We start from the raw sequence: 22,070 nt of genomic DNA, 5'->3' as shown, positions 1-22,070 counted from the left end.
ATATAGGCTGAGAAACGCTATAAAAATGCGTTCCTCAGCCTATTTTTCATCTGTATCCTTCTGGAATTATTTTCTGTAGGAGAAACCAAAACGCTTACTCTTCCCTGTCATTGGTCAGTTTCAGCTTGTCCAATACAAAGAACATCAGTCCCATCATCATTCCAACCACACAGGCAAGTACCATTCCTGAAAGCTGGATCGTTCCAAACTGAACGGAAATCCCCGAGAGACCTGTTACAAAAATGACAGAAGTCATTGCCATATTTCTTGACTTTCCATAATCCACCTGAGCTTCTACAAGAATACGGATACCGGATGCACCGATCATACCGTAGAGCAAAAATGAGATTCCACCGATAACCGGACCCGGGATCGTACTGATCATTGTTGTCATCTTACCGATAAAGGAGCAGATGATAGACAGTACCGCCGCCCCGCCGATCACATAGACACTGTAAACCTTTGTGACTGCCATGACTCCGATGTTTTCTCCATAAGTTGTTGTCGGAACGGAGCCGATAAAACCAGAGATCATCGTGGAAAAATTATCCGCAAACAGGGAGCGGTGCAGCCCCGGATCTTTCAGCAGATCTCTTCCAACTACCTTGCTGGTCACGATCTGATGCCCGATATGCTCGGATGCGATTACCAGCAATACCGGCAGGATGATAACGATAGCCTCCCATTTAAATCTCGGTGTGGCAAAATTCGGCAGTGAAAACCAGGCGGCCTGTCCCACTTCTTTGAAATCCACGATTCCGCACAAAAGCGCTGCCACGTACCCTGCGATGATTGCGATCAGGATCGGGATAACAGATAAAAACTTGCGGAACACGACAGATCCGATCACAGCGGTCAGCAGCGTAACTAAGAATACAATCACATTCTTAGGGTTAACCACCTCATCCTTTAACCCTGCATTGGAAGCCGCTGTACCTGCCAGTTCCAGGCCGATCAGCGCAACGACCGGCCCCATAGCTGCCGGAGGGAGTACAACATCGATCCAGTCCGAACCGAATTTGTAGATGACCAGTGCCAGAATGCAGCCGCAGAATCCGACTACTACAAAACCACCCAGGGCATAATTATAGCCCCATTTGCTGATAACGATCCCTGCCGGTGCAAGGAATGCAAAACTGGAGCCTAAATATGCCGGTGCCTTTCCCTTTGTGATCAAAATAAATAACAGTGTGCCGATCCCATTCATAAATAATACAATGGCCGGATTAATCCCGAATACAAACGGAACCAATACAGATGCTCCGAACATCGCGAACATGTGCTGGATGCTCAGCGGCACAAGCATCTTAAATGGAACTTTTTCTTCAACCTGAATAATTCTTCGACTCTCCATATAGCCCTCCACTTCTCTTATTCACATTATCGTTCTCTATTGTATCATAAACGTTCCGTTCTTAAAAGACCTGGTTGTTTCGTTTTCTCCTTCTTTTTTCTCATCAATAAAAGCTAAGAAGCAGACTACATTACCGAACGGATCACCCGCAGTGCGTTTTCAGACATGATCTTATCAAGCTGGCGGGGTGTGATCCCTCTGTGTCTCATCGCCTCCCATACCATTTCCATCTCCGATACATCGTTGATCCATCCCTCACCAGGCTCATTGTCAAACCCGTCAAAATCCGTTCCGATCGCAGCCACATCTTCCCCTCCGACCCGGATCATATGTACTGCATGGCGTGCAATATCATCCACCACCGCCATCCTGCCATTGCATAGGAATGCAGGGTAAAAATTAAGACCTGCCACCCCGCCCTGTTCTCCCAGCGCTTTAAGCATCTCATCCGTCAGATTTCTCGGATGGTTACACAGAGCACGGGCATTGGAATGGGACGCACAGATCGGCTTACTGCTGACTCGGATACAGTCCCAAAAGCCACCGTCCGACAAGTGCGACACATCCACCAGCATTCCCAGCTCATTCATTCTTTCTACTGCCTGCATCCCGAAACTTGTCAGTCCCTTCTCCATGACACATGACTCCCGGCTGTTAGGATATCCCAGGCAGTTCGCGTAATTCCATGTCAGGGTGATCAATCTGATCCCCGCGTCATACAATGTATGAAGTCTCGACAGGCTGCCGTTTAGAATCCCGCCCTCCTCTGCAGTCTTAACCGCTGAGATCATGCCGTTCTCCTTGTTTTTTAAGACTTCCTCATAGGAATGCGCTACCTTAAGCTTATCATTCTGCTCCTTCTCGATTCTCTCTGTCATTTCTAAAACCGCCTGCCAGGCTCTGTCCCACGCATCCGGGCTGATCCCTTCCATCACTGCCTTCTTCGGGCCTGCCCCTCTGTCTGTTTCATAAGATACCGCATAGACAAAACAGGCAAAAAACTGTACCAGTGTTCCCGCCTTCTCCATCTTTTCAATATTGATACAGAGATTGTTATTCCTTAAATTCTCTTCTGAGGAACGTCCCATCAACTGGCTGATCGTATCGCAATGCATGTCTGCTAAATTCATCATTACTGCTCTCCTTTTCTATTCTGCTTCTGACGAAAGGTATATTTTCCCATCCTTTTACATACCCTATATTCAACATATTAGTGTACGGTTCTTTTGCTGTCAAACTATCTTATGCCAGAGAAGGAGTGCTTATGAAACCCAAAATCGGAGTTGTTGTCTGTGGACTTGCAGGCGACAGACAATTTGTTACCAATACTTATATCCAGTCCATCCGCTATTCAGGAGGACTGCCGTTTATCCTGCCTCTGATCAGATCTGATTCAGCCATCCAGGAATATATTTCATTCTGCGATGGCTTCCTGTTCTGCGGGGGCAACGACATTACCCCTCTTCTATTTGGAGAGGAGCCTAAAAACGGGATCGGAAAAACGAATATCACCCTGGATCTGTTTCAGATCCGCCTGATGAAGGCCATTCTTCCCACGAAAAAACCGGTTTTCTCCATCTGCCGGGGAATGCAGGTATACAATGTGGCCTGCGGCGGAACCATTTACCAGGATATCTCCCTGCAGCCGGGCAGGCCGCTGAACCATATGCAGCAGTCCTATGCCCGCTCGGAAGCCAGTCACAAGATCCTTGTGGAAAAAGATTCACAATTGTGCAGGTATATCGGCTCACGCTTAAATGTGAACAGTTTTCACCATCAGAGCGTAGGGATGCTGGGACGAGGCCTTTCCGCCTGCGCACATGCCGCTGATAAAACTATTGAGGCCATTGAGATGCCAGATCATCCGTTTGCGATCGGTGTCCAGTGGCACCCGGAATGTATGTACCGCAGCTCCCCTGAGATGCGGGAGCTCTTCTCCGAATTCGTCCTGCATGCACGTCTGTGTCCACCTGCCAGACCTGATAAAGACAGCCCCTCCAATCCAAAAGCGGCCAATACAGATCCCATGAAGACAGCTCCTCCTTACACCGGCTCTGCGAAAGCCGGCAGTCATGCTGAATTGGAAAAATCTTCCTCCACGAAGGTGTTTAATTACGAATAAGAATATGATGTCATAAATGGGCACTTTTACATTCATGATCTGATTATATTTTCTCCCGCTGCGGGCATAATAAACCTCGTAACAATTAATTTTTAAGGAGGTTTTACCATGGCTGAAATTTCTATGCTTGATTTACAGAATCTGCGTCATTTAATTGGCGGTTATGACACAACACATTGCAAAATGACTGAATATGCATCCCAGGCTGAAGATCCTGAGGTGAAGAAGCTGTTCCAGGATGCAGCTGATTCTGCAATGAAAAACAAACAAGATCTGATGAAATTCTTATAAGGGGTGACGCATATGAATGAAAAAACAATGGTTTCCGATGCTTTAGTCGGAGTAAACGGAGAATTAAAGATGTTTGGCGGAATGATCCCGCAGACAGAAAACAAAGAATTAAAGCAATGCTTAAAGCAGATCCGTAATGAATGCGAAATGTCACAGGAGAAGCTTTACCAGGTTGCAAGAGAAAAAAGTTATTATATTCCTGCTGCCAAGGCAACACAGGAAGAGATCGATCATGTAAAAAACATTCTGAACCAGCCGAAGACGTTCTAAGTCACACATCGTCTCGTTGAAGAAACAAGGATCAATTTAAAAAGAAGGATACCGTGTGCTGATCGCACCTGTGTATCCTTCCTTTTTACTGCTTAGCATTCTTTACTCTTTTTCTTTTCCCTCTGCCCAGAGCTCGTCTGCCTTTCCCTTCCATTCTTCGGCATACTCCATACATTTTCCACAGAGGTGTTCCACTGGCTCAGGTGACTGCATATCTGTGGATTTTGCACCTGTTTTCTTCACCATTTCCATCAGCTTTTCCGGATTTTCGAGCATCGGACAGGGCCTTAAATGGTTTTCGTTGAAGGGCTGCCCTTCCCGGTATGCCATGAACAACGGCTGCTTTAATGCCTCAAGCAGGCTGACCTCTTTGATATTGGCACTGGAATAGTGGATAAAAACACATGGTTCCACGTCTCCGTTGGGATTGATATGACAGTAGTTTCTGCCTCCCGCAATACATCCGCCCACATATTCCCCGTCATTTTGGAAGTCAAACGTAAAGATCGGCTTACCGCCTTCCATCCCGCGAATCTCACGGATCCTGTGATACATATACTCTCTCTGCTCCTTTGTCGGCATCAGTTCCACAGCAGCATCATTTCCTACCGGCATATAGTGGAAATACCATGCATAACGACATCCTTTTTCGATGATCATATCCAGAAATTCATCCGAGGTGACCGTACCGATGTTCGCTCTGGTATAGCAGATCGAGGTGCCGAATATCTGTCCATGCTTTTTCAATGTGTCCATCGCTTCCATGACCTGATTGAATACTCCTGCCCCCCGCCTTCCATCATTGACCTCTTCGTATCCCTCCAGACTGATGGATAAGGTCAGATTCCCAACCCGGTCCATCTCCTTGCAGAATGCGTCATCCACCAGTGTTCCGTTCGTAAATGCATGAAATGCACAATCGTTGTGTTTCCCGCATAGCCGGATGATATCCGCCTTTCTTACAAGCGGTTCCCCGCCCGTATACATATAGAAGTAAATGCCCAGCTCTTTCCCCTGAGTAATTATGCTGTCCAGCTCCTCGTAAGTCAGCGACATGGTATGTCCGTACTCTGCCGCCCAGCAGCCCGTACATTTCAGATTACATGCACTGGTCGGATCCAGCAGGATCAGCCAGGGTATATTGCATTGATACTTTTCCCGGCTCTCATGCATGATCTTTGTCCCGCTTAACATGGCCTCGAACCCTAAGTTCATTGCAGTTGTGCGAATCACATTCGGGCTGACCTCATCTAAGATCCGGTTCACATACTTCATCCATTTTCCTTCCGGATCCCGGATCATCCTTCTTGCCGCAGCATAACTCTCCGGGCGGAATCTGTCTTTTGCAAAATCCTCTGTCAGGTCAACAATTTTTAAAAAGCTCTTTTCACGGTCTTTATTGATATGTCTCATTGCAGAATCAATCATTTTTCCAAATGCGGCTCTCTCTGCCTGATGTCTTATTTTTCCCATAACTTCGATCCTCTACTTTCCTAAACCCTTTTCTAAACGTACAGCACACCTCGTTTTATCTAGCTGATTCCCCGTACTAACAGTTCAATTCCTCCCATCAAAAGGATGCATCCTCCCAGAGTGACCGCCTTGTTCTTTGACTGGCAGCCCATCCAGTATCCCGCATAAATCCCCGCAGTCACACTCAATGCTGTCACGATTCCCACGCTGAGAATTGTAAAGAAAAAGTCTGCCTGAAAGAACCCGAAACCGATTCCGGCAAGGAATGCATCTACACTTGTAATGCATGCCCATATGGCGATCTGTTTTATCCCCACGGTATCATCCTTGCGCTCGATGACCACTTTCTGCTTTCCGGCTTTTACAATCATATACAGACCGAGGCCGACAAAAATAATGACGGAAAAAATTTTCCAGTGTAGCGCGGCCCGGCCCGCAGACACTTTCAGGACCGGTATGCTGGTAACCAGATTCCCAAGCAGCAGGCTTGCCATCTGCCATACCGTAAAAACCGCGCCGATCTTGACGAGTGAACTTTTCCTAATCTCCGGCAGCATAGCGCCTTTATACAGGGCATATGCAAACACATCCAGGGATAAGCCGACTGAAATCATCAGGATTTCAAATACTGCCAATTTCCTCCTCTCCTTCCCCTTTTCTTTGCTTACTTTTATTCTAACCCCCGTACTCCGGGAAGATAATATGCAGGCATACCACATTGTATCCTGAGAGGGACAATCCTCCCATTCTGGCGCTCTTTCGGCTACAGATCCCACAATCTGTTGCCTGCCCGGCCGCAGGGTGTTTCAAGAGCAAAGGTTTTATGATATAATTTCTGAAAAGGAGAAACGATCATGGAAGATAAAAAGGAATTGACAAAGGATTTACTCACGATGTCTTTCAAAGAGCTGGTCATGCAGACTCCCTTTGACAAGATCACGATCAAAATGATCACCGACGGGGCAGGGGTAATACGACCTACTTTCTATAAACATTTTCAGGATAAATACGAGGTGATAGAATGGATTTTAGAAAAGGAAATCGCCAGTAAGATCCAGGTACTGGCAGATTATAATATGGAAGAGGAGATTTTCCGCCTTCTGTGCAGCTGCCTTGAGAAAGACCGTGAATTTTATAAGAAATTATATGTGGTCGAGGGACCGAACTCCTTCGAAGATCTGCTGTACCGCTATGTTTTCAATCTGCTTTTGTCCCTGCTGAATAAATACCCCCTGCGGTCCCCGGACAAGATAGCGATGCTGTCCAAGGACGCGCTGGCAAGGTTCTATACATTCGGTCTGACAGATTCTTTAAAATACTGGATCACTCACGATACTCCCTACTCTTCTGAGCAGGTATGTGAGGCTTACAACTATATCATACGAAATTCCATCCTGGATGTCATAGAATTTCCCAGGACGAATTCGTAAGCCTGACAGCTGATTCATGGGCGCAGTTTCGGAAATATCCGTGACTGAAAGTATTTTTTTCCCCAACATTACAAAATTATTCTTTTCTTCTGTACAAAAGTCGGCTCCTATGATATATTAAAAAAAATTTAAAGAATATATGCTTACCGGCAGCGGGAATCAGGTGCGAATCCTGAACGATGAGGTCACTGTGAGAGGATCAACGATCCTTGTAGTCAGATTACCTGCCGGCAGGTAGAATGAAGCTTCCATTCAAAGCCGAGCATTCTGAACATGTCGATTACAGACAGGTTTTTTGCGTGGAGGCAGGCCTGTCTGTTTTTGTTGGCCAAATTCTATTTTTATAAGTCAGATAAAGCTCAAACTGCAGGAAAGAACAGGAGGATAAAAGAAATGGAAGAAAAGAGAAAAAGTTCAAAGGGTCTGATCATCGGCCTGGTTGTTTTGATAGCAGCCTGCATCGCGGGACTGCTGCTTTATCAAACAGTGATGCCAAAAGGAGAAAAGGGCTCCAAAACGATTCAGGTGAAAGTCACTCACGGCGATAAAAGCACCGATGAGTTCACGTATCATACAGATGAGGCATATCTGGGTGAGGTCCTGAAAAGTGAAAGTCTTGTCGAAGGAGAAGACGGCCAGTATGGCCTGTACATCACCTCCGTAGATGATGAAAGGGCTGATGACTCTAAGCAGCAGTGGTGGTGCCTGACCAAAGACGGTGAACAGGTCAACACATCCGCTGACCAGACACCGATCGAGGATGGCGATGTATTTGAACTGACATTGACTGAGGGGTATTAATTGCGGTTCAGAAAGAAGGGATTTTATGAAGACAAAAGATCTGGTAGTCATGGCAATGTTAACTGGTATTATTTTCGCAGCTCAGGTCGCTATGGCCTCACTTCCCAATATTGAAATAGTCACGCTGCTGGTAATTCTCTATACACTGCTTTATGGAAAGAAAGTATTCTTTATAATATACGCATTTATCGGACTGGAAGGCCTGTTCTATGGCTTCGGGATCTGGTGGCTGAATTACCTTTATATCTGGACTCTGTTGGCACTGCTTGTCCTGCTTCTGGGAAGGAGGCAGCATTCACCGCTTTTCTGGGCCATTATCTCCGGTGCTTATGGGCTTTGTTATGGAATGCTATGCGCCATCCCCTACTTTATCGTGGGAGGGATCGGCAGTGGAATGGCCTACTGGATCGCAGGAATCCCCTATGATGTTCTTCACTGCGGGGGAAATGCAGTTATCTGTCTGCTGCTCTACCGTCCTTTATACCATGTGATGACACAGGTAGTGCGAACGGGATATGTGGTAAGAACTTAACTTATGTGGTTCATCAGATACTTCCGGCTCAGTCAAAACTGATATTCTAAAATCCACTTTTTAACTTTTCCGAATGTGATTAACACACAAAGCAGGGGGAGACATGATTCATCCGGATCATGCCTCCTCCTGACTTATGTTCTCATTTCTAATCCTGTCTTTTCCTTATTCTTCTGTTCTATCTTCCCAGAACAGTTCATCCAATGTCTTCCCAAGCGTATGGCAGATGGCAAGACAAAGCTTGATCGTGGGATTGTAATCCCCTTTTTCTATGGCATTGATGGTCTGTCTGGATACGCCAACCGCCTCTGCAAGCTGCTGCTGGGACAGATCAAATGCGGCGCGTGCCGACTTTAATCTGAGATTCTTCATACCTCTTCATCCCTTTCACGTCTGTCCTTCTGAAACTTTAATCCCATAACCACCAATACGATCAATAATGTTACTGATAAAAATAAGTTAATATAGCCATAATCCATCTCCTGATCTCTATGCATAATAACACGGACCGCAGGAAGTAAATTCAACGCAAACGCAGCTAAAAATATGGTGATGTATCTCTTCGGATTCTCCCACAATGAAAAATATGCATCATTCCATATGCTGACAACTGCGAATACAGCAACTGAAATACAAATTCCCAATGCTGTGCCTACCAGTCCTTTTCCCCAATAGATACCTGTCATATCCTGAATAATTCCATATAATACAAGATATCCAATCAAGGAGAAAAGCCCATACTTAAAAGCCTTGCCGCGGGCAATGACCTGGCGTTCATCATATTCGCACTTCATCCCTTTGTTTTTGGCACGTCGTGATATGATTACAACGACCAATCCAACCATAATCCCTGCTAAAACACCTAAATAGTAACTGCTTGTGTGGCCCATATTTCTTCCTCCTCTGATACAAAGAATCTTCTAAAATGTTACGGCATTTCATGCAGCTGCATTTTATTCCGCTGTTCCTCTTCTATGTTCACATTATAGCTCTCATTTTACTTTATGTCAATTATATTTTACATATTTTCAATTAAATCATTCATTATGTATTACAGTTGTCTCAGTCAGATTCCATTCGGATAAAAATTACTCTTGACATTCAGGAGGTACCTCTTTAAAATAGAGAGGTACCTCCTGATTTTGCTTCTTACTAAATAACCATAGAAAGGAACACCGCCGATGAGTTGTAAAAACGAAGAAATTGTTGAACTATTTTATGAAGTTGACAGATTGAGCAGGCGCTTTTCCCAATACCGCGATGGGAATCCCGGCACCTATAACGGTCAGTACCGCTGCCTTTTCCTGCTCGAAAATGTGGGCACGATCAGCCAGAAAAAGTTAACAGATCTCCTGCAGATCCGTTCTACCTCTTTAAGCGAACTGCTTGCCAAGCTTGAGAAAAAAGGATTTGTACAACGGACTGTATCTGATCAGGACAAGCGCACGCGCTTTGTTTCCCTGACCGAAACCGGTAAAAAAGAAGTGGCCGGCTATCATAAATCGCGTGCCAAAATACACGAAGAAATGGTTGCACCTTTATCAGAGGAAGAGAAAAAACAATTTTACGATATCTTATTTAAAATTAAAAATTACTATGCTGCAGAGGAGGAAAAGAAATAATGTCCTCTAATTCCAAAATAACTGACCGCAGACGAACACTCATTTTTATTAATATCCTTATTGCCTGTATCGCCTCCTCCATGCTCTCCACTGCATTGACTACTGCCCTGCTTCCCATTATGAAGGACTTACACGTATCCGTAGCAACCGGTCAGTGGCTGACCAGCGGATATTCACTGTCAATGGGGATCATCATGCCTTTGACTGCCTTTCTGATCACCAGGTTTCCCACTAAAAAGCTTTATCTGACCGGGATCGGGCTGTTCATCGCCGGACTGGTCATCTGTGCCCTGGCTCCCGTCTTTCCGGCCATGATGTGCGGAAGAATTTTGCAGGCCTGCGGAAATGGGATTCTGACTGCAATGGCACAGGTCATTCTTTTAACCATATATCCGATCGAGAGAAAAGGAACCATCATGGGGTGGTACGGGCTTTCCGTAGGCGCTGCCCCTGTTATCGCGCCGACTCTGGCCGGTATGCTGGTCGACACCCTCGGATGGAGAATGATTTTCTATGTCTCTATCGGCATCATGTTCGCAGCATTCTTGTTTGCGATTGCTGTTTTTGACGATGTATTAGAAACAGTGGATAGAAAATTCGATTTGATTTCCTTTGCCATCAGCATCTTTGCATTTGGCGGCATCACTCTGGGAATCGGAAATATCGGTGCCTACAGCCTTACAGGGATACAGACATATCTACCCCTTATAACCGGCTGCATTGCATCCACCGTATTTGTTTACAGACAGCTGCACCTGGATGCGCCATTCTTAAATCTAAGGATTTTAAAGTCCCGTGATTATACACTCAGTGTCATCGGAAGCATGCTGCTCTACCTGGTTATGATGGGTTCGTCGATCATTATGCCGTTGTATGTGCAGTCCATCATGGGATACTCTGCGACTATCTCCGGACTCGTCACGCTGCCCGGCTCACTGGCTATGGCGGTTGTCAGTCCGTTTGCGGGCAAAATCTTTGATAAACTTGGCATGAAAAAGCTGTTCATAACCGGAGCTTTATGCATGCTTTTTAGTAACGCCGGCATGATCTTTGTTACTATGCACATGCCTCTTATGATTGCTGCCGCCTACAACGTTGTCCGCTGTATCGCCATCGGCTGTCTGATGATGCCATTGGTCACCTGGGGAACGAATAGTGTACATGCAAGGTTCACCGCCGATGCCACCGCACTGCTTACCTCCCTAAGAACCATTGCCGGGGCAGTCGGTTCCGCAGTTTTTGTAGGGATCATGACAGCCGTTTCGGAACATTCCATCCCTGACTATGGAAAAAATGCTCCGATGCACGGTCTGAATGTCTCCTTTATGGCAATGACGTTTGGAACACTCTTTCTGCTTTGTATTGCTGTAATTCTGGTAAGGCCGGACGCAAAAGCTTGCAAAACTGTGTTGGACTAGAATTCCACATTTATAAATTTTACCTTTCCTGGGGTAACCGTTACACATATCTCCCATATGGATTCTGGAAATGGAGACAACAAAGCTATTTGGATACGTTTTAAGAGACATAACTGATGACGAAAGGGTGGATCTTTTAATATCACTTAGGATCCACCCTTCTCTTCTCCGAATTACTCTCTTCTTTCATAAACCAGATCTACAATCCCATTATACTTTTTGGTTTCCGTCAGTTTCAGCTTTATTTCGCTGCATCCGCCTTCAAAAAGCCGGATTCCGCTCCCTAATATTGTAGGAATCACCGAGATATAATACCGATCGATCAGATCCTCTTTTATTAAGGGCCAAACTAGCGCTGCACCGCCGCAGATCCAGATATCCTTCGGGGATGTTTCCTTTAAACCTCTCACTAATTTGCAGACATCCTCCTCTACAAATTCAATCTCTTTTGTCGGTGGTAGATTCCTGTGGGTAAGCACATAGCTTTTAAAACCGCTGTAAAACCATTTGCCAGGCGACAATTCTGTGATGAGCTGATGGTAAGTGTTCCAGCCAATCACGATTGTACTGATTTCTTTGATAAACTCGTCATAACTTACCATATCATCCTTCCCTGGCTCCTGCCCCATCAGCCAGTCCACATTTCCTTTTTCATCCGCGATATAGCCGTCCAGACTCATGGCAATAAATAAGATTACTCTTCTCATAACTGCTCCTTTTTGACTTCATACTGTAAGTCTTATTATAAACTCTATCCGGTATTTTATGAACGATTCTCAGATACCTTCTTTTCATTTATCACATTGTCAAAGTTCACACGCCATTCGCATAACGCATCTTCAATGCTTCTTCACCGTTTCACATCAAATATTTTTGATTTATTATTGACAATGCAAAAGAAATGATGCATACTAAACACATCAAAAATATTTGATGTGAGGTGAGTATATGAAAACTGATTACGCATCTGATGCCAAGATATTCAAAGCACTCAGCGATGAGAAAAGGCTTATGATACTAGAGCTGTTAAGAAACGGAGAAAAATGCGCCTGCGTCCTGATCGACAGGATGGATATGGGGCAGTCCGGCCTCTCCTACCATATGAAGATCCTCTGTGATTCCGGCCTTGTCACCGGACGCCAGGAAGGGAAGTGGACACATTACAGCCTCAGTAAGTCCGGACAGGAATATGCCATGGGACGCTTAGCACAGCTCACTACCCCCTATGCAGAAAATATAGAAACGGAGTGATCTTTATGAAAACGATAGAATTCATCTGGCTCTTTTTCCAGGACCAGATTCTGGGGATGAAATGGCTGAATCTGCTGATCGGACGGCTGTTGACTGCACTTAATCTGGATCTGGATACACGGACCGGAGGAAGTATCCAGTTCTTTCTCTACGATGTTGTCAAGATCACGGTTCTGCTGTGTATTCTAATCTTCCTGATCTCCTATATACAAAGCTACTTTCCACCAGAGAGAAGTAAAAGGATATTGGGCTGTTTTCGCGGGATCGGTGCAAACGTAGTCTCCGCACTATTAGGGACTGTCACTCCTTTTTGTTCCTGCTCTTCCATCCCGCTTTTTATCGGATTTACGAGTGCAGGGCTGCCTCTTGGGGTTACCTTCTCTTTCCTGATCTCTTCCCCCATGGTGGACTTAGGAAGCCTGGTTCTACTCATGAGTATCTTCGGGGCCAGGGTCGCTGTGATCTATGTGATCGTAGGACTGATCATCGCCGTAACAGGAGGGACGCTGATCGAGAAGCTTGGGATGGAAAAGTATGTGGAAGAATTCATTCTGAATGCACATGCCGCTGCCCTCGATGTTCCCAAGCTTTCGAATAGGGACCGGATCAGCTATGCAAAAGAGCAGGTCGTCGAGACATTTAAAAAGGTATTTCCTTACATTTTAGCGGGAGTTGGCATCGGAGCAGTCATCCATAACTGGATTCCCGAGACCTGGATCGAACAGATCTTGGGAAGCAGTAACCCCTTCGGAGTGATCCTCGCCACCCTTGTAGGAGTTCCGATGTACGCCGACATTTTCGGGACGATCCCGATCGCCGAGGCGTTACTTACAAAAGGTGCCCAGCTTGGAACCATCCTGGCTTTTATGATGGCGGTCACGACACTCAGCCTCCCATCCATGATCATGCTGAAAAAAGCCGTAAAGCCGAAACTGCTGGCTTTGTTCATCAGTATTTGTACAATTGGCATTATCCTCGTCGGATATGTATTCAATCTATTACACCCATTTTTAGTGTAACACGAAAGGAGCAGTTCTCATGAAAGAAACACAGACAAAGTTATATGTATTGACCGGTTTTCTGGGTGCCGGAAAAACCACCCTCTTACTGGAATTATTGAAGCAGCTGGAAGGGAAAAAGATAGGCATTATCCAAAATGAATTTGGAAAACTGGGAATTGACGGCACCATCCTGAGAAATGACGATGTCCAGATGGTAGAGATCAACCGGGGATCTATTTTCTGTTCCTGCCTAAAGCTTTCCTTCGTCAACGCCTTAAGTGAAATGATACAGCACGATTTTGACTATTTGTTCGTTGAAAGCTCCGGCCTTGGAGACCCGTCCAATGTGGAGGAAATTCTCGGTGCAGTCAAAGCGGTTTCCGGGAAAAGCTATGATTTCTGCGGTGTCATCTGCCTGGTAGATGCCGTAAACTTCTTAGACCAGCTGACGGATCTGGAGACCGTATACCGCCAGCTTAAACACTGTCATATGGCCGTTATCACCAAATCTGACCTGGCGGATGCCCGGCAGATCGAGACATTGGAGAGGAAAATAAGAGAGATCAACCCGGTCTGCCGGATCACCACAAGTGCACATGGAAACATGGACTATGGCTTTTTAGAGGAGGACCTTCTTCTATATCAGTGGGCAGAGAGCGAAGAAACCACCAATACGGAGGAGACCAAGCCCAAGACTTTGTTTATGGACATCACGGGGACTGTGGAAAAGGAACAGCTGATCCAATTTCTGAACGAGATCATCCCTGATGTGTACCGTGTCAAAGGATTTGTTCAGGTGGAAGGGCAAGGCTTACAGCAGGTAGATGTTGTAGGTTCCAGGATTGATTTCAAAGAAACCAGCCACAATGAAGCGGCACAGCTCGTATTTATCTCGAAGATCGGACCTGCCATTATAAAGAAGCTTTTCTCTTCCTGGGAAACGAATGTGACAGCCGAAATGAAATTGAAAAATTAGGGGGATTGAAAAATGGTCATAAAAGTAATTGGAACCGGATGTGACAAATGTGATAAGCTGTATGAAAATGTACAGGCAGCTGTGGAAGAACTGAATCTCGATGCCGAGATCATTAAGGTCGAGGATTTGATGGAGATCGTAATCTTGGGAGTCATGACTTCCCCTTCCCTCATGGTGGACGGGAAACTGGTCATCTCCGGGCGCGTTGCCAAAAAGGCGGAGATCATCAAACTTCTGCAGAAGATATAATGAGGAGGGTGATCTATGTTTCAGGATAAAATGTTCCAGAATAAAATGTTCCAGGATAAGATTGTCGTTGTAACAGGGGGCGCAAACGGCATCGGAAAGGTGATCGCAGAAGAATTCCAGAAAGCCGGAGCCATTGTGTGCATCATTGATAAAGAGGAAAACCCGTACTATACCGGAGATCTGGCGGATCAGGAAACACTGATCCGATTCTCTGAAAAAGTAATCTCGGATCATGGGCATGTTGATTATCTGATCAACAATGCCCTCCCTTTAATGAAAGGAATCGAGAATTGTTCCTATGAGGAGTTTCAGTATGCCCTGCAGGTAGGAGTTACTGCCCCGTTTTATCTGTCTAAGCTGTTCCTGCCCTATTTTGCACCTGGCGCATGTATCATCAATATCTCTTCCTCCAGAGACCGCATGAGCCAGGCCGGCACGGAAAGCTATACTGCGGCAAAAGGCGGGATTTCCGCACTGACCCACGCCCTGGCTGTAAGCCTGGCTGGAAAGGTCAGGGTAAATTCCATTTCTCCCGGGTGGATCGATACCGTATTTACACAATATGAAGGGCCGGATGCGCTGCAGCAGCCCGTCCACCGGGTCGGTAATCCGCTGGATATCGCAAACATGGTGCTCTTCCTCTGCTCCGATATGGCTGGATTCATTACGGGCGAGAATATCTGTATTGACGGGGGGATGACAAAACAGATGATCTACCACGGAGACTTTGGGTGGACACTGAATCCTTAATTCCTTGATAGGATTACATTCTGGCTTATGTATGGTTTTATAAATCTAATAGCTGCTTCTTTTTCGCATCATATTCTTCCTGAGTAATGGCGCCCATATCAAGAAGCTGCTTAAACTTTAATATCTCATCTGCAGCAGAGTACGCTGCCCCTTCACATCTAGCCAAGGCTGCCTCATCTTGCCTGGGAGCTGCCTGGCTGGACGTTTTTAATTCCACATTTTCCTTTACTCTTTCTTTGATATACTCATAGATTTCTTTTGCGTCCTGTTTGGTCTCATCCTCAGAAGTAAAGAAAAACAAAATGTCTTCTTCCGAATCATCTACAAACTCTTCTTTTTGTAATCTGATAAATCCATATTCTTCTTTACCAATCGGTTCTACAAATTTAACTACATTGTAATCTTCATAGTCCACCAAGCGCTCCCCCCATTGAACACCATGCATCGCTTTTGTACCTCCGCTTAGCTGCTCTGAGATTGCCTTTATTGCAAAACTTTTTCCGGTTTTTACAATCTGTCTTTTTAAGGCTCCCTTCACTGGCAGGATATCCCCAACAACATCCCCAATAATATCTACCGCCTTCTGAGTAGTCTTAAGACCATCCAGCATTTCTGCCGAAGGCTTCTGCCCTCTCTCCTCTGGTATCATAAGCTTAAGATATGCCTTTTCTATCTCCTTATAATCAAACTTGTCCGTCGTATTAATAATACAGTATGCTTCACATACGATCAGCTTTTGCCCACTGTGTCCATCGAATTTTTTCACTAAACCTTCAATCTTTTTACTTTCAAAAAAGTCCGCTATATCAAGAACCACCTTCGTAGGAAATCCATTTACTTTTGCACTTTCAATTACCTTTTCTTTTTGCTTTTCGATTTCCTCATTCGTCGGATATTCTTTGTTTTTCCATGACGGTGAAAGAATCTTCATTGAACAGATTTTACATAAGGAACTATTTCCAAATTTCTCTGGCATAAGGCTCCTTTTACCACATACACTACAAAACTCCATTTTCTTCTCCCTTATTAAAAATTTCAGTATTGTAATATTATCATGATCTTCCGCTTTAATCAATTTCTATCGCCTATTGTCCACTCCTGATAAATGGGGGGCTTATTTCATGATCTAACAATTTTGTATAAGACACCACTTTTCGAAATGTATTGCCCATCATTTCCGTTTCCCGGTATCTGCGAATTTCATCCATATCAAAATCAGCAAAATATAGGCCCTCTGACCTTTCATCCGCCATTAGTATCGTATTATCCCTGCACATCCCATTTTTGTCCCAACAAATCGGGCTAAAGGCGCAGGAACACCCGGCATTTATCCGATTGGGATTCGCCATTGCAACTCCGACCATATTTTCGTATGCTCTCGTAGATAACGCTTGAACACGGGGCTTCATCGCATCACAGTCATTGGGTACAAGAATGATCTCAGCCCCTTTTAGCATTAAAATTCTTGCACTTTCGGGATATTCTCTATCATAACAGATCATTACGCCTACTTTAACACCATTAAAATCACAAACTTTAAACTCTGTTCCGCTCTCTAAACATTTCTCAGCAGAGAAATCACAAGTATGCACCTTTGAGTACTTCATTAGAACATTTCCTTTTTTATCTATCACAAAGGCTGAATTCTGCGGTTTATTTTTTCCTTTGGTAAACGCCGTCGCAACAACACCTATCTCCCATTTCTGTGCAGCATTGCAGATTTCAATGATGCAGGGATCATTATCAACTATCGCTTCATGATTTTCTATGGGCAGTATATATCCTGTGATAAAACATTCGGGTATGAGCAGTATATCCGCATTTAACTTCACTGCTTCCTTCATCTTAGAAATGATTGTTTCTGTATTTTTTCTGAAATCTCTGCCGTTTGAAGGCATCTGCAGAATTGCAACTCTAAAAATCATAGCTGGCCTCCTTTACTATTTGATAGATTAATCTTTTTGTTCTACACTACTTGCCTATAGCCCCCATTTTTCCTTCTCTAAGAAAATCATAGGTAAATTTTAATGCTTCACAAGTGATTTTTTCTATTTAAGAAATGTATTGGAATCAATAAAACACTGCCTGCCATATGATACCCTGCTCTAAAATCGGGATATTCTGAATATTTATACCTCAATACAAATGCTAGTATCCCTAAAATACTCCCTTCAATTATAAAAAGCATTAATATAACTATGTTCATATTAAGCTATCCTCCTCTCTTTCAGCCCGATTTCCAAACGGATTCAACTTTTCTTTATCGATTGAAACTCATTCCATATACTGCATTCAAGGTTTTCTCCCCATCCTGACCGTTGTCTGTAGATAACTTTACTTCATATGCAATCCCTTCATGCATTAGACACAGATCCAGAAAGCATAAGAAGATCCCCATATCGATTTGATTATAGAATGTTACCTTATCCGCAGGCATGATCCCCCTTTTGCCCTGCTTCTTATATCTATATACATTGAGTACAGTATCTGCGCGTTCCACGATCCAGGGCTGTGTATTGCAGGCGCTTGGTGCAAATCTTACAATATCACTTACTCCACTGATCGTTTCGCCCTGCCAGATCTCATCAATAGATTTTCGCTTACTTTTAAACATATCCTTGCGGAATTTCCTCACATCCTCAACCTTTGACATCGCGATCATGATCACAAAATCAAGCCCTTCATATGATGGCTCATTTGTCTTTCCGATCCCAAACCAAAGTGTTCCGATGTTTTGCGATACAAGATATAAATCTAATTGCTCGCCAAGATATCCAATGTTCTGTAAATAGCGGTCTTTCTTCTCACTATATAGCAATATACAGTACTGCTGCCCACGCTTACAGGTAGTTTCAGCCGCAGGCACAATCCTGATCGCTGTTTTGATCTCCGGACACAGTGGTGTCAGGGTACGATAGAACTGTTCAATCTGTTTCACCTCATTTGCAGATATACTTCCGTTCCCAATATTGCGAAATAAATGAAACGACTTTCTTTTAAAAATCATTTGATATAATTCTTCATTCATGTTCATATGCCTGCCCTCAATTTCTTTTTGTCATTTAACCAGATGTCTATTTCTATATCCTATATCCTCGTATTAACTCTGTCTATAATGGTAAAAGCAAGGAAAGGGAATTCCTATCTAGTATAACATGAAATAAAAATATACAGTCCTTTTATTTTAAAATTAATCCAGCTTCACTGCATCCTTTTTATCTATATTTTCTGTTTTCGCCATTTAATAAAATAGGTAAGAGAAAACAATACACAATAAACAGGCAGCATAAAAAGCAATATTTCCCAGAAGTATTGTGAGGACGAATATGAATCAGCAGAAAAACCTTTTATTAAAAGGTGGCTGAGCAGGTAAGAAGCTGGCAGCAATATGACAGCTGTAATTATCATAGTCATTGTTTTATTTTTTCGATAAACAGCCAGCATTATCGCACAAGCTAAAAACATGATCACTGCACAGCCTGCCACAAGTCCCAGATTGGGCTGTTTAATGATTACTCCGCAAGGATTCTGCTGTTCACCATATAATAACTTTTCTCCACTTCCGTCAGTTTCATAATAGTAAACTGCTTTCACGTTTTCACCATTGGGATTTAATACAATATTCTTAGGATCACTCTTCATAATTCTGCCTTCCCAGATGCTGTCCCATGCAACTATATGATAAGCGTAACCAGCTTTATCATCTGAAAGGGAAGAACTGATGCCATATCCTGAAACTTTATCGTCAAATACCGCGTACACCATACCATCCTTACTTTCCTTCAGCGATATTATATTGTCTGAATAGGAAAAATATCTGGGGGTAACCAGATTTGCACCAATTATGACAGCTGTCACTAACGAAACAAATGCAGATATTGCGATCACCTGTATTTTTTTCTTTAACAATAAGGCTTTTAATTTTTTCATAGGTACTTCATCTGCTTTTTGCATACAAGGATCAGGCGATTTTATTTCATCAAGATATTTCCTGCATTTTTCACAGGAATTTAAATGTTCTTCTACTATTTTTTCGGACTCTTCACTCGCAATATTTTCTGCGTATAGTGGTAAAATATCCCGAATCACATCACAACTTATTCTCATTTTCTTCCTCCATTATTTCTTTGATTTTTGACTTTGCCCGATGAAAAGTTACACATGCCCAGTTTTCATTTTTCTGAAATAAATTTGCAATCTGCTTAAAACTAAGCTCACCAAATACACGTAACATAAAGATTTCCTTATACGGCTCATTAAGGCTATGAACGATCTCCATAATTTTCAGGGCTTCCTCTGTATCACATATATGTTGTAATAAATCAGATTCATCCATTGGTTCAACAACAGAACTTATCTCTACCTGCTTTTTGCTTTTTCGTAAATATGAGAAGTAACAATTTTTAGCAATCTGACAGAGCCATACTCGTATATCGCATGTCCCTTTAAAACGATCCAGTGATCTCATTGCCTTAAAAAAAGTCTCAGCCGTAATCTCTTCTGCAACATCATCATTTTGACAAATACTTCTTATATACAAGTAGACGTCTTTAAAATAAGTACGATAGATGTTTTCAAATTCATTCACCTTTTCACCTCCTACTAATAAGACGCACAAACTCAACTTATCTTACAATTATCCATTTATTTTCTTTCATAATACACCACATTGAGCTGTAAAGTCTCTCCCCCTTCATTCCTGTCCACATAAAACTTCATTCACTTCTGAAATATCCGCAAACGATAGAAAGCACACTTGCGCGAATTTTCTATTGTCATGAATTAAAAAGGAACGCATTCCTTTAGCGTTCCCTTGTCTATAGTCGTTATTTTTAATATCCCTCTACATATAGCGGACTTCTAATTCTTTTCGCTGTACCGAGCGAAGAAATTTCACATTAGGATAACCCAGCACTAAAGTCATTGCCACTTTTTTCTCTCTCGGTACTTTCATCGCCGCCTTGATTTTATGCGATACATTGGCAGCCATTGTGAAAAATCCGCTGTATAGCACACCCAGTCCATACGCTTCGGCTACGAACTCCATATTCTGCGCGGCAAGAATGCCATTTGTTTTGTCTTTGGCTAAAATGACAATTGCTATGGGCGCATGAAAGAAGAAAAAATGTTCATCTATCTTATTCTTCCTTGCCATCGGACTAAACAGATCCGCAAATGGCTTTATCTTTCTAAAGATCCTGACCGCCATCTGCTCCACACGGTGCTTTTCTTTATTCAGAACGACAAAGGATACATCCTGCAGGTTTTTCGCCGTGTGGGTGAGCCTGCCCGCCTCCAGGATCTGTTCCACAATCTCCTTTGGTATTTCTTTCTCTTTGAACTGGCGGATTGACCGCCGGAAACGAATGACCTCTAAAATATCATCAGGATTCAGACGGATATCTTCACTTTTCTCAATTTGTCCTTCATGATACCCGCTGATTGAAACAGCCTTCTTTGGACAAACGGCAGTACACTGTCCGCACATCAGGCAGTCCTCTAACTCGATCTTTGCTTTTTTATGATGGATCGCTATATTATGTGCGGCACACGCCTTAACACACATCCCACAGCCAATACATTTATCTTCGTCAACCATTACTTTATGTTGTTTCATTTCCGATCTCCCTTCGTTAATGTTCTTGAACCATTATAACGAATGTGGGAAACTCCTACAACATCGGTAAAGAAATCTGTTACCGATCACTATTTTATCTTATCCTTTAAATATTGTAAAAGATATATGCTGTTTGTGATTAATGTTACTGATAATGCAAAAATCACTCCTTCTATCCAAAACTGGAAATTAAACCGTTCCCAATGATAGCCATATGCGGCCAGAAATAGTTTATCGAATAAAACAGCAGCACATAAACAGATTGTTAAGCTAAAATATTCCTTCATTTTTTTTACTATCAGATTCTTTTCTAGTTTTGATATTTCAATCATTGCATTCACTGTGCCGTCCGGGATATCTTGTTCCACTCCCAGCAGTTCCGTTATAGATGTATCTAATACAAATGCCAGTGATTGAAACAAAGTTAGATCAGGATAATTTAAACCCGTTTCCCTTACTTAAAGATATTGTTGGGTAAAAAAGAAAGGTCCGTCGATTTTGCCGATAAAGCGGTAGTAGATTTCTACTTCCTGCTCACGGCTTCCGTCCTCGCCTTTGACAACTTCGTGGACGGTTATTTTTTCAATTAGAGTGTTCAGAAATTCGGCGGTCAGCTCCACAGGGTTGACATACTGTTTCATCAGGACAATCCACTTTTCAGCATCCGCTGCAGTCTGTATGGCGGCTTCCATCGTTTCGTGAAGCTGCCTTATTTTTGTTTCAAGCTCCTTTTGCTCGTTCTGGTACTTCTCGGACAGCATATTGAAGTTATACTCAGTTATGCGTCCGGCAGACCAGTCCTCGTACATTTTAGCAATCAGCCCGTCAACCTCGGCTTTACGCTTCTCTGCCTTTTTCAGCTCCGCAGCCTGCTTTTTCTTCGCAGAGTTTCTTTCCCTGTCGCTGGCATTGA

28 protein-coding genes, 1 pseudogene and 1 riboswitch are annotated in these 22,070 nt (G+C 43.5%); of the genes and pseudogenes, 13 read left to right on the top strand and 16 right to left on the bottom strand.

The features are described 5' to 3' along the window. Nucleotides 1-94: 94 nt before the first annotated feature. Together uraA and AC4OGX_RS15950 are read right to left on the bottom strand one after the other, a co-directional pair. Nucleotides 95-1,354 (bottom strand): uracil permease, encoded by a 1,260-nt coding sequence (gene uraA, locus AC4OGX_RS15955; protein ID WP_493331607.1) that lies wholly within the window; start codon nucleotides 1,352-1,354, stop codon nucleotides 95-97. 125 nt (nucleotides 1,355-1,479) lie between these two features. Next, nucleotides 1,480-2,487 (bottom strand): dipeptidase, encoded by a 1,008-nt coding sequence (locus tag AC4OGX_RS15950; protein ID WP_493331606.1) that lies wholly within the window; start codon nucleotides 2,485-2,487, stop codon nucleotides 1,480-1,482. Nucleotides 2,488-2,618: 131 nt separating this feature from the next. On the opposite strand from AC4OGX_RS15950, the pseudogene AC4OGX_RS15945 reads away from it, so the two are divergent. The 3 genes and pseudogenes from AC4OGX_RS15945 to AC4OGX_RS15935 all read left to right on the top strand — a co-directional run. Beyond that, nucleotides 2,619-3,311: pseudogene (locus AC4OGX_RS15945) on the top strand (gamma-glutamyl-gamma-aminobutyrate hydrolase family protein); the annotation flags it as partial. A gap of 273 nt (nucleotides 3,312-3,584) precedes the next feature. Further along, entirely contained in the window at nucleotides 3,585-3,767 is a 183-nt protein-coding gene (locus tag AC4OGX_RS15940) for a hypothetical protein (protein ID WP_493331605.1), read from the top strand. A 12-nt stretch (nucleotides 3,768-3,779) separates the two neighbouring features. Then, nucleotides 3,780-4,037: a spore coat protein gene (locus AC4OGX_RS15935; RefSeq protein WP_493331603.1), complete on the top strand. Its 258-nt coding sequence runs from the start codon at nucleotides 3,780-3,782 to the stop codon at nucleotides 4,035-4,037. A 102-nt stretch (nucleotides 4,038-4,139) separates the two neighbouring features. On the opposite strand, the gene AC4OGX_RS15930 is transcribed toward AC4OGX_RS15935, so the two are convergent. Both AC4OGX_RS15930 and AC4OGX_RS15925 read right to left on the bottom strand, forming a co-directional pair. Beyond that, nucleotides 4,140-5,510, bottom strand: coding sequence for a radical SAM/SPASM domain-containing protein (locus AC4OGX_RS15930; RefSeq protein WP_493331602.1), 1,371 nt, complete (start codon nucleotides 5,508-5,510; stop codon nucleotides 4,140-4,142). A 59-nt stretch (nucleotides 5,511-5,569) separates the two neighbouring features. Next, complete coding sequence (locus AC4OGX_RS15925; RefSeq protein ID WP_493331601.1) at nucleotides 5,570-6,145, bottom strand: manganese efflux pump MntP; 576 nt, start codon at nucleotides 6,143-6,145, stop codon at nucleotides 5,570-5,572. A gap of 219 nt (nucleotides 6,146-6,364) precedes the next feature. Here AC4OGX_RS15925 and AC4OGX_RS15920 point away from each other — a divergent pair, with 219 nt between their 5' ends. The 3 genes from AC4OGX_RS15920 (at nucleotide 6,365) to AC4OGX_RS15910 (ending at nucleotide 8,273) form a co-directional block, all read left to right on the top strand. Next, nucleotides 6,365-6,940 (top strand): TetR/AcrR family transcriptional regulator C-terminal domain-containing protein, encoded by a 576-nt coding sequence (locus tag AC4OGX_RS15920; protein WP_493331600.1) that lies wholly within the window; start codon nucleotides 6,365-6,367, stop codon nucleotides 6,938-6,940. Between the two features lie 127 nt (nucleotides 6,941-7,067). Next, nucleotides 7,068-7,211, top strand: a riboswitch (adenosylcobalamin (AdoCbl) riboswitch). Nucleotides 7,212-7,333: 122 nt separating this feature from the next. Then, nucleotides 7,334-7,741 carry a DUF4430 domain-containing protein gene (locus tag AC4OGX_RS15915; RefSeq protein WP_493331599.1) on the top strand — a complete coding sequence of 136 codons (408 nt, stop codon included), beginning with the start codon at nucleotides 7,334-7,336 and terminating at the stop codon, nucleotides 7,739-7,741. Nucleotides 7,742-7,766: 25 nt separating this feature from the next. Further along, nucleotides 7,767-8,273: a hypothetical protein gene (locus tag AC4OGX_RS15910; protein WP_493331598.1), complete on the top strand. Its 507-nt coding sequence runs from the start codon at nucleotides 7,767-7,769 to the stop codon at nucleotides 8,271-8,273. A 165-nt stretch (nucleotides 8,274-8,438) separates the two neighbouring features. Here AC4OGX_RS15910 and AC4OGX_RS15905 read toward each other — a convergent pair whose 3' ends face one another. Together AC4OGX_RS15905 and AC4OGX_RS15900 are read right to left on the bottom strand one after the other, a co-directional pair. Beyond that, nucleotides 8,439-8,645 carry a helix-turn-helix transcriptional regulator gene (locus tag AC4OGX_RS15905; RefSeq protein ID WP_493331597.1) on the bottom strand — a complete coding sequence of 69 codons (207 nt, stop codon included), beginning with the start codon at nucleotides 8,643-8,645 and terminating at the stop codon, nucleotides 8,439-8,441. Continuing rightward, the gene (locus AC4OGX_RS15900; RefSeq protein WP_493331596.1) at nucleotides 8,642-9,163 is read right to left on the bottom strand and encodes a hypothetical protein; all 522 of its coding nucleotides are present in this window, start codon (nucleotides 9,161-9,163) and stop codon (nucleotides 8,642-8,644) included. The genes AC4OGX_RS15905 and AC4OGX_RS15900 overlap by 4 nt, the downstream gene beginning before the upstream one ends. Before the next feature lie 291 nt (nucleotides 9,164-9,454). Between AC4OGX_RS15900 and AC4OGX_RS15895 the strand changes: the two genes are divergently transcribed. After that, nucleotides 9,455-9,895 carry a MarR family winged helix-turn-helix transcriptional regulator gene (locus tag AC4OGX_RS15895; RefSeq protein ID WP_493331595.1) on the top strand — a complete coding sequence of 147 codons (441 nt, stop codon included), beginning with the start codon at nucleotides 9,455-9,457 and terminating at the stop codon, nucleotides 9,893-9,895. Next, nucleotides 9,895-11,313 (top strand): MDR family MFS transporter, encoded by a 1,419-nt coding sequence (locus tag AC4OGX_RS15890; RefSeq protein ID WP_493331594.1) that lies wholly within the window; start codon nucleotides 9,895-9,897, stop codon nucleotides 11,311-11,313. The genes AC4OGX_RS15895 and AC4OGX_RS15890 overlap by 1 nt, the downstream gene beginning before the upstream one ends. Nucleotides 11,314-11,486: 173 nt before the next feature. Here the strand turns inward: AC4OGX_RS15890 and AC4OGX_RS15885 are convergent, their stop codons facing one another. Further along, nucleotides 11,487-12,020 (bottom strand): dihydrofolate reductase family protein, encoded by a 534-nt coding sequence (locus AC4OGX_RS15885; protein WP_493331593.1) that lies wholly within the window; start codon nucleotides 12,018-12,020, stop codon nucleotides 11,487-11,489. A 241-nt stretch (nucleotides 12,021-12,261) separates the two neighbouring features. On the opposite strand from AC4OGX_RS15885, the gene AC4OGX_RS15880 reads away from it, so the two are divergent. From AC4OGX_RS15880 to AC4OGX_RS15860, 5 genes are read left to right on the top strand one after another with little or no spacing between them, the layout of a single operon-like run. Next, nucleotides 12,262-12,564 carry an ArsR/SmtB family transcription factor gene (locus tag AC4OGX_RS15880; protein WP_493331592.1) on the top strand — a complete coding sequence of 101 codons (303 nt, stop codon included), beginning with the start codon at nucleotides 12,262-12,264 and terminating at the stop codon, nucleotides 12,562-12,564. A gap of 5 nt (nucleotides 12,565-12,569) precedes the next feature. After that, complete coding sequence (locus AC4OGX_RS15875; protein ID WP_493331590.1) at nucleotides 12,570-13,583, top strand: permease; 1,014 nt, start codon at nucleotides 12,570-12,572, stop codon at nucleotides 13,581-13,583. A gap of 19 nt (nucleotides 13,584-13,602) precedes the next feature. Then, on the top strand, nucleotides 13,603-14,541 hold the full coding sequence (locus AC4OGX_RS15870) for a CobW family GTP-binding protein (protein WP_493331589.1): 939 nt from the start codon (nucleotides 13,603-13,605) through the stop codon (nucleotides 14,539-14,541). A gap of 12 nt (nucleotides 14,542-14,553) precedes the next feature. Further along, nucleotides 14,554-14,790, top strand: a complete 237-nt coding sequence (locus tag AC4OGX_RS15865) for a thioredoxin family protein (RefSeq protein ID WP_493331588.1) — start codon at nucleotides 14,554-14,556, stop codon at nucleotides 14,788-14,790. 15 nt (nucleotides 14,791-14,805) lie between these two features. Next, nucleotides 14,806-15,540, top strand: a complete 735-nt coding sequence (locus tag AC4OGX_RS15860) for an SDR family NAD(P)-dependent oxidoreductase (protein WP_493331587.1) — start codon at nucleotides 14,806-14,808, stop codon at nucleotides 15,538-15,540. A gap of 37 nt (nucleotides 15,541-15,577) precedes the next feature. Here AC4OGX_RS15860 and AC4OGX_RS15855 read toward each other — a convergent pair whose 3' ends face one another. The 9 genes from AC4OGX_RS15855 to AC4OGX_RS15815 all read right to left on the bottom strand — a co-directional run. Beyond that, on the bottom strand, nucleotides 15,578-16,615 hold the full coding sequence (locus AC4OGX_RS15855) for an SHOCT domain-containing protein (RefSeq protein ID WP_493331586.1): 1,038 nt from the start codon (nucleotides 16,613-16,615) through the stop codon (nucleotides 15,578-15,580). A gap of 10 nt (nucleotides 16,616-16,625) precedes the next feature. Next, a complete protein-coding gene (locus tag AC4OGX_RS15850) occupies nucleotides 16,626-17,465 on the bottom strand; it encodes a carbon-nitrogen hydrolase family protein (protein WP_493331585.1) in 840 nt (279 codons plus the stop codon). A gap of 107 nt (nucleotides 17,466-17,572) precedes the next feature. Then, nucleotides 17,573-17,746: a hypothetical protein gene (locus AC4OGX_RS15845; protein ID WP_493331584.1), complete on the bottom strand. Its 174-nt coding sequence runs from the start codon at nucleotides 17,744-17,746 to the stop codon at nucleotides 17,573-17,575. A gap of 54 nt (nucleotides 17,747-17,800) precedes the next feature. Then, nucleotides 17,801-18,547, bottom strand: a complete 747-nt coding sequence (locus tag AC4OGX_RS15840) for a nitroreductase family protein (RefSeq protein WP_493331616.1) — start codon at nucleotides 18,545-18,547, stop codon at nucleotides 17,801-17,803. A gap of 212 nt (nucleotides 18,548-18,759) precedes the next feature. Then, on the bottom strand, nucleotides 18,760-19,647 hold the full coding sequence (locus AC4OGX_RS15835) for a zf-HC2 domain-containing protein (protein ID WP_493331583.1): 888 nt from the start codon (nucleotides 19,645-19,647) through the stop codon (nucleotides 18,760-18,762). Beyond that, the gene (locus AC4OGX_RS15830) at nucleotides 19,631-20,128 is read right to left on the bottom strand and encodes an RNA polymerase sigma factor (RefSeq protein ID WP_493331582.1); all 498 of its coding nucleotides are present in this window, start codon (nucleotides 20,126-20,128) and stop codon (nucleotides 19,631-19,633) included. The genes AC4OGX_RS15835 and AC4OGX_RS15830 overlap by 17 nt, the downstream gene beginning before the upstream one ends. Nucleotides 20,129-20,383: 255 nt before the next feature. Next, the gene (locus tag AC4OGX_RS15825) at nucleotides 20,384-21,157 is read right to left on the bottom strand and encodes a nitroreductase family protein (protein WP_493331581.1); all 774 of its coding nucleotides are present in this window, start codon (nucleotides 21,155-21,157) and stop codon (nucleotides 20,384-20,386) included. Between the two features lie 89 nt (nucleotides 21,158-21,246). After that, nucleotides 21,247-21,579 carry a hypothetical protein gene (locus AC4OGX_RS15820; protein ID WP_493331579.1) on the bottom strand — a complete coding sequence of 111 codons (333 nt, stop codon included), beginning with the start codon at nucleotides 21,577-21,579 and terminating at the stop codon, nucleotides 21,247-21,249. Between the two features lie 36 nt (nucleotides 21,580-21,615). After that, nucleotides 21,616-22,070, bottom strand: a 455-nt coding sequence (locus AC4OGX_RS15815) for a DUF4368 domain-containing protein (protein ID WP_493331578.1), incomplete at its 5' end; no start/stop codon positions are given.

The sequence above is a fragment of the Faecalicatena sp. genome, from assembly GCF_058819085.1.
The sequence above is the reverse complement of the archived record's forward strand: the minus strand, read 5'-3'. Positions and strand labels throughout refer to the sequence as shown.